The sequence below is a fragment of the Paenibacillus amylolyticus genome (assembly GCF_050990605.1).
GTDB lineage: Bacteria > Bacillota > Bacilli > Paenibacillales > Paenibacillaceae > Paenibacillus > Paenibacillus amylolyticus_H.
Genome location: NZ_CP158832.1, coordinates 36,313 through 49,623 on the forward strand (window position 1 = coordinate 36,313; position 13,311 = coordinate 49,623).

General features: G+C 46.3%; 10 protein-coding genes. All 10 read left to right on the plus strand.

What is annotated here, in order from left to right; all coding sequences use genetic code 11:
• Nucleotides 1-161: 161 nt before the first annotated feature.
• Nucleotides 162-1,763, plus strand: a complete 1,602-nt coding sequence (locus tag ABTV53_RS00185) for an extracellular solute-binding protein (RefSeq protein ID WP_421895279.1) — start codon at nucleotides 162-164, stop codon at nucleotides 1,761-1,763.
• Between the two features lie 117 nt (nucleotides 1,764-1,880).
• Nucleotides 1,881-2,780 (plus strand): ABC transporter permease, encoded by a 900-nt coding sequence (locus ABTV53_RS00190; RefSeq protein ID WP_215078265.1) that lies wholly within the window; start codon nucleotides 1,881-1,883, stop codon nucleotides 2,778-2,780.
• 70 nt (nucleotides 2,781-2,850) lie between these two features.
• Nucleotides 2,851-3,723: a carbohydrate ABC transporter permease gene (locus ABTV53_RS00195; protein WP_091038632.1), complete on the plus strand. Its 873-nt coding sequence runs from the start codon at nucleotides 2,851-2,853 to the stop codon at nucleotides 3,721-3,723.
• A 49-nt stretch (nucleotides 3,724-3,772) separates the two neighbouring features.
• Nucleotides 3,773-4,723 (plus strand): sugar phosphate isomerase/epimerase family protein, encoded by a 951-nt coding sequence (locus ABTV53_RS00200; protein WP_433749336.1) that lies wholly within the window; start codon nucleotides 3,773-3,775, stop codon nucleotides 4,721-4,723.
• 255 nt (nucleotides 4,724-4,978) lie between these two features.
• Entirely contained in the window at nucleotides 4,979-6,730 is a 1,752-nt protein-coding gene (locus tag ABTV53_RS00205; RefSeq protein WP_433749339.1) for a hypothetical protein, read from the plus strand.
• Nucleotides 6,731-6,900: 170 nt separating this feature from the next.
• A complete protein-coding gene (locus ABTV53_RS00210; protein WP_433749342.1) occupies nucleotides 6,901-8,634 on the plus strand; it encodes a tetratricopeptide repeat protein in 1,734 nt (577 codons plus the stop codon).
• A gap of 173 nt (nucleotides 8,635-8,807) precedes the next feature.
• The gene (trxB, locus tag ABTV53_RS00215) at nucleotides 8,808-9,767 is read left to right on the plus strand and encodes a thioredoxin-disulfide reductase (RefSeq protein ID WP_036674745.1); all 960 of its coding nucleotides are present in this window, start codon (nucleotides 8,808-8,810) and stop codon (nucleotides 9,765-9,767) included.
• Nucleotides 9,768-9,929: 162 nt separating this feature from the next.
• Nucleotides 9,930-10,961 carry an AI-2E family transporter gene (locus ABTV53_RS00220; protein ID WP_433753992.1) on the plus strand — a complete coding sequence of 344 codons (1,032 nt, stop codon included), beginning with the start codon at nucleotides 9,930-9,932 and terminating at the stop codon, nucleotides 10,959-10,961.
• A 447-nt stretch (nucleotides 10,962-11,408) separates the two neighbouring features.
• Nucleotides 11,409-12,359, plus strand: coding sequence for an ROK family glucokinase (locus tag ABTV53_RS00225; protein WP_433749345.1), 951 nt, complete (start codon nucleotides 11,409-11,411; stop codon nucleotides 12,357-12,359).
• A 51-nt stretch (nucleotides 12,360-12,410) separates the two neighbouring features.
• The gene (gene rapZ / locus ABTV53_RS00230) at nucleotides 12,411-13,310 is read left to right on the plus strand and encodes an RNase adapter RapZ (RefSeq protein ID WP_017691251.1); all 900 of its coding nucleotides are present in this window, start codon (nucleotides 12,411-12,413) and stop codon (nucleotides 13,308-13,310) included.
• Nucleotide 13,311: the final 1 nt, after the last annotated feature.

Genomic DNA, 13,311 nt, shown 5'->3' on the forward strand with positions numbered 1-13,311 from the left:
CCGCTTTGGGAAAATAATCAGTCTGCGAAAATGGGCTTAGCATATAAACCATAATCCGTTTGAAAGCGCTTCCGAAAGTGGTTTGTTGCAGGATAACGGAAAAATGTGAAATACTCTGGGCAAGCTTTAAACATTCACGCAAAGCCAAAGGGGATGACAAAATGACAAGAAAAGCAACCAAAGGGAGTCTGAAGAAATGGATGGGTTTGGCGCTTACGATGGTAATGGGCGTTTCTTTACTTGCGGGATGCTCATCAGCATCAGAAGAAACAGCTGAAGGCGGAACATCAGGAAATGGCGAGCGCGTTACCTTAAAGGTGGAGATTTTCGACCGTGGTAACAGTCCTTCACCGTACACAATTACGAACAACTATCTATCTAAAATGATTCAAGAGAAGTTCGGTGATCCCAACAATATTGATGTACAGTTTGTACCCGTTCAGCGTTCTGAGGAAGTTACCAAGCTGAACGTCCTGATGGCTAGTAATACAGATGTCCCTGATATTGTCTTTGTTTATGACTCAAGCGTGTTTTATCGGTATGCCCAACAAGGTGGATTGACTGATGTTGGAGAGTTGATTGATCAGTACGGTCCAAACCTGAAGAAGTTCCTGGGCGAAGATACTTTGAAGTTCGGGCAAGTGGAAGGACAACAGTTTGCTGTTCCGGGTAAACGTGCTATCACAGGCAGATACAGCTCTTACATTCGTCAGGATTGGCTCGATAAGCTGGGATTGCCAGCACCGAAAACTACAGATGAATTATATACAACTTTAAAAGCGTTCAAGGATAAAGATCCTGGCGGTCTTGGAAGCAAAAATATCCCAATGGGTATGGCTCTTGCACCGGCTCAATTCGAAACGCTCATCTACTCATTCATTAAGCCGGTTAGTGGCGACCTGACTTATGGTCAACGGTATGAGTTGCCGCTGCATGAAGGATTCAAAGAATCGATGCAGTTCCTGAACAAACTGTACAATGAAGGTTTGATCAGCAAAGATTTCAGTTTGGATGAAGACAAAACGCAGTTAGGTAAAGACATTCAAAACGGTAACGTAGGTTACTGGTCTGAAGATGTGGATGCCATGTTCTACGGGGATGGTACACTGGATAATTTGCGTAAAAATGTGAGTGGCAGCGAAGTGTTGCCGGTTGATGTATACACTAACCCTAATGCTGACAACAAACACATCAAGTCACGCTACGGAACAAATGGTATGTACATTATGATTCCGAAGAGCAGCAAACGTTCTGTCGAAGCGATCAAATATCTCGACTGGATGGCATCTGACAACAATCTGATTGATATCTACAGTGGTGTGGAAGGCGAGAACTATGATCTGGTAGACGGCATTCCGGTGGTGAAGGAAGATGCATCTCAAGAAGCGCAGGATCGCCTGTTCAATGCAGGGGATACAGCCATTATCTCCAACGGTAAAAACATTGGTGATCAGGCAACGAATGAAAAAGCATGGATTCTGGGCTTCCCGCAGAATAACCAGGAGCTCCTGAAACAATCCATTGATATTGCCAACACCGATACAGTGGGACCGATTATCTTTGATAAACCGATTGAAGCAGAGATGAAGTACAGCACAGCGCTCAAAGATAAATTAAACGTCATTATCGTAAAAACAGCGATGGCTAAGCCAGCAGATTTCGATGCGGTGTATGAGAAAGAAATGGCTGATTTCATGTCGCTTGGTGGTACTGAACTGAAAAAAGAACTTGAAGAAGCGGTTCAGGCACTTCCTGCAAACTAAGTAGTTCTACACTTCAAGATCAAAGACAGATAAGCATGTTACCGTATAACTTTGGAAGGGACGTGTGCCGCCGGCTTGGCGGCACAGCCGTTTCTTAGTTGATAGGAGGAAACCGACTTGACCACCACATACTTGAAGAGATATTGGCAATTGTACGCGCTAATTTCACTGCCCATTATCTACTTTTTAATCTTTCGTTATGGACCGATGTACGGTGTACAGATCGCCTTTAAGGACTTTAACCTGTTCCAGGGAATCAGTGGCAGTGAGTGGATCGGTTTTGATGCATTTCGTGAAGTGTTTGGAATGCGGGACTTCTACACCACATTGCGCAACACCTTTATGCTGAATTTTCTGGATTTGGTCGTTTCATTTCCAGCTCCTATTATTTTGGCGATCATGCTCTATGAAGTTCGATTCAAATGGTTTAAAAAAATATCACAGACCATTCTGTACATTCCTCACTTTATCTCATGGGTAATCATCGGGGGAATTGTATACCAATTGTTCGGTAATCAATCCGGTATGGTTAACGGTGTACTGGAGAGTATGGGCTTAAATTCAATACCATTTTTGACAGAAAAAAATCCATGGCTTGTGACGTACCTGTTCACAGGTGTCTGGCAAAGTGCCGGATGGGGAACCATTCTATATCTGGCCGCATTAACCGGCGTCAACAAGGAATTATTTGAAGCAGCTGAGATCGATGGAGCATCGCGGCTGAAGAGAATCTGGCATATTACATTGCCAAGTATCAAACCAACCATTGTGACCCTGCTCATTCTTAATCTTGGACATATGGTCAGCATCGGTTTTGATCGGCCTTATATCATTGGTAATACGGCCGTGCGTGAATATTCCGATGTACTCAGTACCTTTGTATACAGAGTTGGTCTTGAATCAGGACAATACACGCTGGCAACTGTCGTTGGACTGTTCCAGGCCGTAGTAGGACTTGTATTCGTACTAGGCTCCAACTATATTTCGAAGAAAACAACCGGTGAAGGTATTTTGTAGGTTGTAGATGAACGGAAGAGACGCCAATCGGCTTGTTTGTATAGACCATCAGTAAAGGAGCTGTGCGCATATGAGTGAACGCACCTCAAACCGGATTTTCGATATCGTTAATATCTCCTTTATCACCTTGTTTGTTATATTCTGTCTGGCTCCATTTCTGCATACGATCGCGATATCATTCAGCTCTAACCGTGCGATTACGTCAGGTGAAGTAACCATATTCCCTAAAGAATTCAATTGGGATGCGTATATTCAGGTGTTCTCTGATCAGTCGATGATCTATTCACTGGGATACACGACTGTTCTGACCATTGCTACTACTGTCCTGTGCATGATGTTCACACTGGCAGCTGCATACCCGTTAACTAAGAAAAAATTGAAAGGGCGCAAGCTCTTCATGTATGTCATCATCATTACGATGTTCTTCAGTGGCGGGATCATTCCTGAGTATTTGCTCATTCGTGACCTGAACTTGCTTAATTCAGTGTGGGCACTGATTCTGCCTGGACTGGTCAGTCCATTTAACCTGATTATCCTGATCTCATTTTTCAGAGGTATTCCTGAAAGTCTGGAAGAATCGGCTGAGATTGACGGCAGCTCACATGTACACACGCTATTCAAAATCATACTGCCATTATCCATGCCTGTCCTGGCTACGTTAGCGCTATTCTATGCGGTTGGACGCTGGAATGGGTTCCAGGATTCCTTGATGTATATTAATGATCCGAAGCTGTACCCGCTGCAACTGAAGTTATTCCAAATGGTACAGAACAATATGGTCAGCGAGCTTACTCAGATGGAGGGTGCTAACCGTACGCCATTAACTCCAGAGAGTCTCAAGGCTGCGACCGTAATTTTTGCAACCGTTCCGATTCTACTCGTCTATCCGTGGCTGCAAAAGTATTTTGTCAGTGGTGCAATGCTTGGCGCAGTAAAAGGTTGAGTTAAGGCTGATGTAAAAAGCCTAGCCAGAGGGAGGAAAAGGAAAACAGATGCAGCACATAGATAAGGGAGAATACTCATTCTCGACATGCTGGAATATCCGAAAACATGATGTCGGGGAAGACATGATTCGGGAGATTGCGGACCTCGGATTTCGTCGGGTGGAGCTAAATTATAATGTAACGAAAGAAATGCTCAAAACGATTGAGCCGATGATCGAGCGAGGGGAGATTGGGGTGTCCAGTGTGCACAACACATTCCCTCATGACCCTGATCCCGATTATGGAACGGATTCTATTTTGCTTGGTTTCGAAGATGAAGTGAAACGTAAGCGGGCGATCGAATTGCTGGTAGAGTCGGCTGAATATGCACAACGTTATGGGGGAGAAGCTGTTGTTGTACACCCGGGAGAGGTACCTTTTCCTGAGGATATCAGCAAAGATCTTGGAAAGATCTATAACGAGGAAGGTCCGGATTCACCGAAGTATCGCAGCAAGTGGGCTGAATTGATGGAGCGGCGGGAAGCCCTAAGTTCAGGGTATGTGGAGAAAATTATCGCCAGTCTGGATGAAGTATGTAATCGGGCGGCAGCTAAAGGTCTGAATGTTCGTTTTGGCATCGAGACGAGATCCAGACCACAACAGATTCCTACCCTAGCTGAAGCCAAGACCATCATCAAGGCTCTCAAAGGGGCTCCGGTTGGTATCTGGTACGATACCGGTCATGCCATCATGATGGATCGAATGGGCCTATATGACAGTGTGGGAGAAATGCAGGGGCTGATGGATGATATCGTAGGAGTCCATATCCATGAGACGCTTGGTCTCTCGGATCACTGGTGCCCGTATGTACACAGTACGGATATGAACTTCTATGATGCCTATCTGCCGATGATTCGCCGCGCACAAGTGAAGGTGTATGAGTTGAAGTCTGCCTGTAAGGCAGAAGAGATCCATGAGAGTCATGACTTGCTTATAAGGAAGCTTGGAGTGACAGAGTAGGCGCGGTGATGTGGGAAACAGTTTGCATGTTCACATCATGTGTTTAACGCCTGTTTCCTCAGTGACGGAGACCCACATATATGTAGTAAAACAAGCACAGATTTTCTGGCGACTTTTGTAGAAATATGATATATACTGACGAGAAAAATGAACTCACCTAAGGGCGGTATGAGTAAGCTTCCGGTCTGAATTGAAGGCGCTGAAGCAACATATTCCGCACATCGGGAGAATGTATTGGTATGGAGGGGACTGCACATGTACAAACAACTGGTGGACAGTAATGACAGAGCGGTAGAAAGAGGCATATCCCGGCAGATGCTTGACCCGGAAAGCCGTTACTATGGAGGGACTATCGATCCCTATACAGGTGTTGCCTGGGTCAACCATACGACTGGAACGCCCACGGATATGTGTTACTGGGGAGCAGCGCTCTCCAATCCGGACTCCATCTATTACCGGGACGAAGCGTTGTTAAATCGACTGCTGTTAGCTACGGAATATGTACTTCGCTTCCAGCATGAGGATGGTTCAATATCGCCAGGCTGGACCAATTACCATTCCCCTCCCGATACCGCATTTGTTGTTGTGGGGTACTCACAATTGTATCAGCTTCTTCTGCAGCAACAATGGGAGCCACTGCAACCTGTATTGAACAATATGAGGCTATTTCTGGAACGGACAATCCCAACCATGCTTACAGGAGGCTGTCATACGCCTAATCATCGCTGGGTGCTATGCGCGGCGCTCGGTTTCTTGCATGACATTTTTGGTGTGGAGGAAGCTGTGCAGCGCGCAGAGCAGTGGCTGGCGGAAGGCATGGACATTACACCTGATGGGGAGTGGACCGAACGAAGCAACGGAATCTATAATGCGGTAAGCGACATTATGCTCATTCATGCGGCGCGTCTGCTCAAGCGTCCAGAGTTGCTGGAGCCGGTGCGTCTAAATCTACGTATGATGGTGTATCTGGTGCATCCTACGGGTGAAATTGTTACGGATTATTCTGGTCGGCAGGATCTGGGGAGTATCCATGACTTGTCATCTTATTATCTACCCTATGCGATCTTGGCGAAGATCGATGGTGACTCCATTTTTGCGGGCATGGCAGCATGGGCAGATAGTACATTAACGGACCCGGGTGTATGCTCGGTCAACGCTCTCGTTAGACTGTTGCTGGAACCTGATCTTCAACAAACCAGTGGTACGAAGGATTCGCTCCCGGAAAATTATGAGTTGATGCTGAATGAACACTTTGTACGTGAGCAATATGTAGGGCAGATGGAGTCGGCAGGACATCATGGACGAATCTCTCACAGTCGGATGCATACGGACTTTGGTGCTCCTGTAGCCCGAATTCGAGATGGCGCTACTAGCGTGACGGTGATGACAGAAGTGCCGCCTTTCTTTGCACTCCGACATGGTCAGGTGCGTCTGCTTGCTGTGCAACTGGCTTCTTATTTTAATCCAGGATATATACCTATGCAAAACATGACCAAGTTGCCCGAGGGATATCACCTGACAGGTGAACAGAAGAAAGGGTACTATGGCCCAATTCCTACGGAACTCCTGCCGGAATCTGCTGCATCAGCGATAAGTCCGTGGTACTTGTTACCGCATCAGAGTCGTCAACTTACTCATGAGCAGACACTCCGTGTAGGGGCAGAAGTTCTGCATACGGAAAATGGTTGGACGATGCATCTCACGGGGAGTGAACCGGAGGATACGATGATGCAATTGTCCTTTGTGTTTGGAAGTGAAGGTGAGCTTACCTGTGAGGATGCGATTGAAACGAGTGAGGGTCACTTCTTGTGGAAAGGCGGTATCTTACGTTATACCTGCGGAGAAGACTGGCTGGAGATCACCGGGGGCGAACTCGGGCATCTGGCGGCAACGGTTCGTGAGGCAAAACTGCCGGAAAAATGCAAGGTTGTGCTGGTCAATTTCATGACGCCGTTTGATAAAACCCTTCATATTTCACTTTCTCCTTCGATGGGGTTGAAGATCTAAACAAACGTACTTTTAATTTAGAAGATGGCATTTCATCTGTGCATGATGGAATATCATCTTCTTTTGCATTTTTTTCATAAACGACATGAAACTACATATTGAGAAGTGGGCCTTAAGATGTGGTATACTGAAGAGTATGAATGAAATGCAAAGAGGAGGTGCCTTGGAAGATGAAGGGCAAGCTAGTGCGGGCTGAGGGACACCTTGCCAATATTATACCGATTCACTTGGATGCTTCTTTCTTTTTTGAAAGAGCTGTCCGCTCGCTGGACCGTAATCATGTCGACAAGGCATTAAAATATTTTCGCAAAGCTGTTGAATACGAACCGGAAAATCCGGTAAATCATTGTAATATGGCGGGTATATTATCGGAGAAGGGGGATTACGAAGCCTCCAATGCCATTCTGGCTAACGTGCTGGAAGTGGTAGATCCGTCGATGACGGAATGTTATTTCTATATGGCGAACAATTATGCAAATATGGATCGGTTTGAGGAAGCCGAGCAAGCACTTGTTACCTATCTGGAGGAGGACACCCAGGGTCAGTTCATGACAGAGGCCGAAGAGATGATGGAGCTTCTGTATTATGAACTGGATCGTCCGACCAAACTGAATCGAATCAAATCACGCAAAGGTGTAGTGGAGCACGATCAGGCACGGGAACTGTTGGAAGAGGGGAAATTTGCACAGGCTGCTGAATTGCTCGAAGGCATGTCTTCTGATTATCCTGATTACTTGGCTGCCCGTAACAATCTGGCACTCGCCTACTATTATATGGGTCTGTTTTCCAAAGCAAAAGAGACCATTGCCGAAGTGCTTGAACAGGAGCCGGGTAATCTGCATGCACTCTGTAATCTGGCCATTTTCCATCAAAATGAAAACCGGGCTGATCAAGTGCTGCTTCTGATCAAAAAATTACGGGTCATCGTGCCATTCCAGCACGAACAAGTCTACAAACTGGCGACAACGATGGGAATTCTGGGCCAACACGATACGGCTTATATTCACTTCCGGCGTTTGCTCAAGGACGAAGAGACAGCTGCTGATCCGGCACTTGCTCATTATGCAGCAGTGGCGGCTTATAATACAGAACGTTATGATGCTGCTGAGCGTCTATGGCATCATGTGTCCAAGCTTGATCCGGGTTCCGAGGTCTCCCGCTACTATCTGTCAGGTCTTGAGGCTGTAAAACAAGGCGAGCAAGAGCCGGAGAAGCTGAGCTATCACTATCATCTGCCATTCGATGAGCAGTTCAGACAGTGGGAGAACTATGGTAACGGCATACCTGAAGAAATGAAGAATGATCCGCTGATTCGTTCATCGTTCTTCTGGGCTTTGCGCCATGGTGATCGGGCAACCAAGTTGCAGGTAATTCATGCGCTTGGAATGATCGGTGATTATGAGGTGCGGCAGGCTCTGCAATCCTTCATCGAAGAGCCTGGAGAAGAACAGGATCTGATTGAGGCAGCACAAGCTGTACTGAGCGGATTGAAATCGGCTGAAGATGAGGATCGGAATACTGAGGTAGTTCGCCTGTTTTCTCCTGTTGCTTTGAAGTCCATTGGGAAGGTTCAATCCACATCAGAGCAATTGTACAATGGCTCAACCTCCCATTGGCAGGCTGTTGTTGATCGTGCGTTACAGATGTCTGAAGCGAAGGCTGAGTTACAGCAAGAGATGGAACGGCTCTGGACGGATTATGTATCCCGGGTACATCCGGAGGTTCCGGGTACGAAGCAGATTGAGGGTTGGGCTGCGGGACTTGAATATTTGGCAGCGAAGAATCACAGTCGGCCCGTTACCTATCAAAGCATTGCTGAGCGGTATGGGATATCGGCATCAACGGTTAGCAAGTATGCTAAACAGATTCATTCGGTTTGTAACAGCAAGCCACCACTTGTATAGAAAGTTGGCCCTCAGACTCGTTTTCAGAAAGACATCATCAGGTGAAGGATACAACAACCGGGAAAACGGGTAAACTTAACGAATGGGCCTTGTAAACGCCTGTAGGATATCATCTTGGCAAGTTCATCGCTAGTACAACACATTCTCACCTTAATTAAGGAGGCTGTATCTATATGTCTAAATACAGAACGATTGTGATCGGAACGGGACCTGCGGGTCTGACAGCAGCGATATATCTGGCACGTGCTAATCTGAAACCACTGGTTATCGAAGGTCTTCAGCCGGGTGGTCAATTGACAACGACAACGGAAGTTGAGAATTTCCCCGGTTTTCCGCAAGGTATCATGGGTCCGGAACTGATGGACAACATGCGTAAGCAAGCTGAGCGTTTTGGAGCGGAGTTCAAAAATGGTTGGGTGGAAGAAGTTGATTTTAGCAAACCGCCCTTCAAGGTCAAAGTTGGAGGAATCGGTGAATTGGAAGCTGAATCGATCATCATCTCCACAGGTGCTTCTGCTCGTTATCTCGGTATTCCGGGCGAGCAGGAAAATGTGGGACGTGGTGTAAGCACATGCGCGACATGTGACGGTTTCTTCTTCCGGGGCAAAAAAATCGTGGTTGTGGGCGGTGGAGACTCTGCGATGGAGGAAGCGAGCTTCCTGACTCGTTTTGCAACAGACGTCACATTGGTTCACCGTCGGGATGAATTGCGTGCATCCAAGATTATGCAGGATCGGGCTCGCAGCAATGAGAAGGTGAAGTGGGCGCTGAACCGTACTCCACTCGAGGTCGTACCGGAAGCTTTGGGCGTCAAAGGACTGAAGGTGCGTAATAATGAGACGGGGCAGGAAGAGTTGCTAGAAGCAGATGGCGTGTTCGTTGCCATTGGTCACACACCGAATACCGGATTCCTGGGTAATGCGATCGCACTGGACGAACATGGCTATGTTGTGGTTAAACCGGGAACAACGGAGACCAATATTCCGGGTGTATTTGCCTGCGGTGATGTTCAGGATACGAAGTATCGTCAAGCCATTACGGCAGCCGGATCAGGTTGTATGGCTGCAATGGATTGCGAGAAATTCCTTGAAGGAAGCATTGTGCATGACTGGAGCGAAACGTTGGATAAGTAAGCATGACATCCGTTAGGTTAGGCATAGGCTAGGAATAAGAGACAACGGGAAGTCTCATGAAATGAGAGAAGCCGGAGGGCTTCTCTTTTTTTGAAACTACAGTGGGCATGAGTTCGTATACATATGGGGCATATTAGCTGTGAGGTGAAGATTTTGGGGGAAATGATAAAAGATTGGTTACAAAATGCAACAGTGAGACGGTTTTTGATTCTGCTCTTATTCTGTTTAATTTTGTTCAGTATGGGGAGTATGCTGCACATGATTCTGCTGTTGTTCCTGGTGACGTATGTCATGAACAGGCTACAGCATTTCATTACAGGTGGTCTGAATCGGCTATTTCCAGTCAATTATAAAGTCGTGGTCATCCTGCTCTATATGATCGTTATCGCAGTGATTGTGCTCGGTATATCCAGGTATTCACCGCGGATTGTGGATCAGGTCGTTCAGTTGACGAACGAGATTATGAAATTTCTGGATAGTGCAGACGGTGATAATTTTGCATCCAAAATTGCAGGTTACCTTCAATCCTTCGATATTAAAAATTACACCAATGATGCGTTAAAATATATTTTCGCATTGAGCAAATGGTTGGAGTTTATACTGCTCGTTATCATTCTGAGTCTGTTCTTCTTGTTGCAGAAGCAGGAGATATCCAAATTCACGTCTAAGTTCAAAACAAGCAAAATTGGATGGTTCTATACGGAAGTTGCTTACTTGGGCGATAAATTCGTTTCTTCTTTCGGTAAAGTCATTGAGGCGCAATTGCTGATTGCTGTATTCAATACGGTGCTGACGATGCTGGGGCTCTGGATTCTTGGATATCCGTATTTGTTCGCATTGACCATTCTCGTATTTATGTTAAGTTTGGTGCCTGTGGCAGGGGTGATCATCTCCCTGGTGCCGCTCTGTCTGATTGGGTATCAGATGGGTGGACTGAAACTGAGTATTATCGTGATCATCATGATTATTATCATTCATGCGCTGGAGACTTACTTCCTGAATCCGAAGCTCATGGCACACAAGACCAAATTGCCGATGTTCTACACCTTTATTGTACTGATTCTGTCGCAACACTTCCTGGGAATCTGGGGACTGATCATTGGTATTCCGATTTTTGTCTTCCTGCTCGATATTCTGGATGTGAACAAGATGGAGAAGACAGAAGAGCCGGTACGTGTGGAATCGAAGTTGTGACGTATAGCTGAAGAATCGCTGAGTTCAATCCAATTGAGCAACTTCAGATATATGTGAAAAGTAAGGCGCCTTCTATATGTTGAAGGCGCTTTTGTGTTGGCAATAACGCCATTAGATAGCTTTCTGCATGAGAATGGCAGGTGGTGGGGTGCATAAGACGAGTCACCACTCTGAGGTGACAATGATCATTTTTTACGAATGGAACGAGTGAAGATGCAATATCATGAGTTGAGGCTTCCTCTGTTATGGAGGAAGGAATTAAGCGTGCGTTTATAAATGAAGGTAATAAGATTGTATACGTATTCAAAAATGCTATGTGATGTGGTTCACAACCCTATCGGAGCAGGAGGTACTAGAGGTCTTATCGTCTTGACCCAGGCGTATCCTTCAATTATAGTTGGTACGTAGGACTTAAACTATTTTAGATAGATAAAGGTGGCTTGCAGCATGTCTGAGAAAATCTACGTTGGGGTCGATCTCGGCGGAACAGCAATCAAGGTCGGTATATGCGATGAACAAGGTCAGCTAATGCATACGTATGAAGGACCGACTGAAGTGGATAAGGGCGTAGACACGGTCATCGCCAACATCGAGAAGTATGTCCGACATATCGTAGCCGAATCACCTTACAGTTGGGAACAGCTTGAGGGTGTAGGTGCTGGAGTGGCCGGTTTCACGAATGTACGCGAGGGAATTATCGTTCATGCCCCTAACATCGGATTTCGGAATGTAGCCATTCGTTCGATCCTGGAAGAACGTCTGGGCAAGCCAATCAAAATAGATAACGATGCGAATGTAGCTGCACTGGGTGAAGTATGGGCAGGAGCCGGTAAAGGCGTAGACAATTGCGTATGTTATACACTCGGTACAGGCGTTGGCGGAGGCATGATCTTGAATGGAAACATCTATCAAGGCTTCTCTGGTATGGCGGGAGAACTGGGTCATATCAGTGTTGTACCTGATTTGGAGGCCATCAAGTGCGGCTGCGGTAAAATGGGATGTGTTGAAACAGTTTCGTCTGCAACGGGTATTATCCGTATGGCGAAGGATGCGGTAGAACGCGGTGATCATACGTCACTGGCACTTGTCGACAAGATTGCAGCCAAAGAAGTATTTGATGCTGCCAAGGCAGGCGATGAAGTGGCACAGCGCATTGTAAACCGTGCGGCCTTCTACCTGGGCAAGTCCATGGCTACTGTAGCTGCTGTTATTAACCCGGAGATGTTTATCATTGGTGGTGGCGTATCCAAAGCGGGCAATTTCTTGTTCGATGAAATACGTACTGTATTTGCTAAATTGACACCGGAACCACTGCAAGAAGGGGTTCAGATTCTGGAAGCTACACTTGGCAATAATGCAGGTATTGTGGGTGCAGCAGGTCTTCTCTTACGTTCCTAGTAACCTCGTAACAATATATGGAGACAGCAATATGATAAGGAGGGGACATTTATGCTTGAAGGTGAAGGCTCACCAGGCACAGGCGCCACGCTCATTATCATTACGGGCATGTCCGGGGCAGGTAAAACCATTGCAGTACAAAGCCTGGAGGATCTGGGTTTCTTCTGTGTGGATAATCTGCCACCGGTATTGATTCCAAAATTTGCGGAACTAATTGAACAGTCTAACGGCAAGATTGGTAAGGTTGCATTAGTTATTGATCTGCGCGGGCGTGAATTCTTTACGGCTCTGTCCGAGTCTTTGAACTATATTAAAGATCATTTTACCATTCATTGCGAAATTTTATTCCTGGATGCTACAGATTCTGTACTTGTTCAGCGTTACAAGGAAAGCAGACGCAGACATCCTCTGGCTCCTGAGGGCATGCCGCTGGACGGCATCCGACTGGAACGTAAGATGTTGGAGGAACTCAAAAACTCTGCTACTCAGGTACTGAACACAAGTACAATGAAGCCTGCCCAACTGAAAGAACGCATCATATCCCGCTTTTCTCATCTGGAAAGTCAAATGCTGTCGGTGAATATTACATCGTTTGGATTCAAGTATGGCATTCCGATTGATGCTGATCTGGTGTTTGATGTACGTTTTTTACCGAATCCGCATTATATTGATCATTTACGACCAAATACGGGACAGAATAGTGATGTGTACGAATATGTTATGAAATGGCCAGAGACACAGGCGTTTCTGACGAAGCTGCTGGATATGCTGCATTTCCTGATTCCGCAATACCGGAAGGAAGGCAAAAGCCAGGTTATTATTGGAATCGGCTGTACCGGAGGCAAGCATCGTTCGGTAGCAATATCGGAATATTTGGGCAAGATGTTGGGAAGCAGCGAGACTGAAGCTGTCACCGTGAGCCATCGCGACGCTGACCGGGACCGTCATTGAA

Excerpts from the sequence above, each read along its gene's own strand:
- rapZ (WP_017691251.1), top strand. The coding sequence starts at position 12,411 with ATGCTTGAAGGTGAAGGCTCACCAGGCACAGGCGCCACGCTCATTATC.
- trxB (WP_036674745.1), top strand. The coding sequence starts at position 8,808 with ATGTCTAAATACAGAACGATTGTGATCGGAACGGGACCTGCGGGTCTG.
- ABTV53_RS00195 (WP_091038632.1), top strand. The coding sequence starts at position 2,851 with ATGAGTGAACGCACCTCAAACCGGATTTTCGATATCGTTAATATCTCC.
- ABTV53_RS00225 (WP_433749345.1), top strand. The coding sequence starts at position 11,409 with ATGTCTGAGAAAATCTACGTTGGGGTCGATCTCGGCGGAACAGCAATC.
- ABTV53_RS00200 (WP_433749336.1), top strand. The coding sequence starts at position 3,773 with ATGCAGCACATAGATAAGGGAGAATACTCATTCTCGACATGCTGGAAT.
- ABTV53_RS00205 (WP_433749339.1), top strand. The coding sequence starts at position 4,979 with ATGTACAAACAACTGGTGGACAGTAATGACAGAGCGGTAGAAAGAGGC.
- ABTV53_RS00220 (WP_433753992.1), top strand. The coding sequence starts at position 9,930 with ATGATAAAAGATTGGTTACAAAATGCAACAGTGAGACGGTTTTTGATT.
- ABTV53_RS00210 (WP_433749342.1), top strand. The coding sequence starts at position 6,901 with ATGAAGGGCAAGCTAGTGCGGGCTGAGGGACACCTTGCCAATATTATA.
- ABTV53_RS00185 (WP_421895279.1), top strand. The coding sequence starts at position 162 with ATGACAAGAAAAGCAACCAAAGGGAGTCTGAAGAAATGGATGGGTTTG.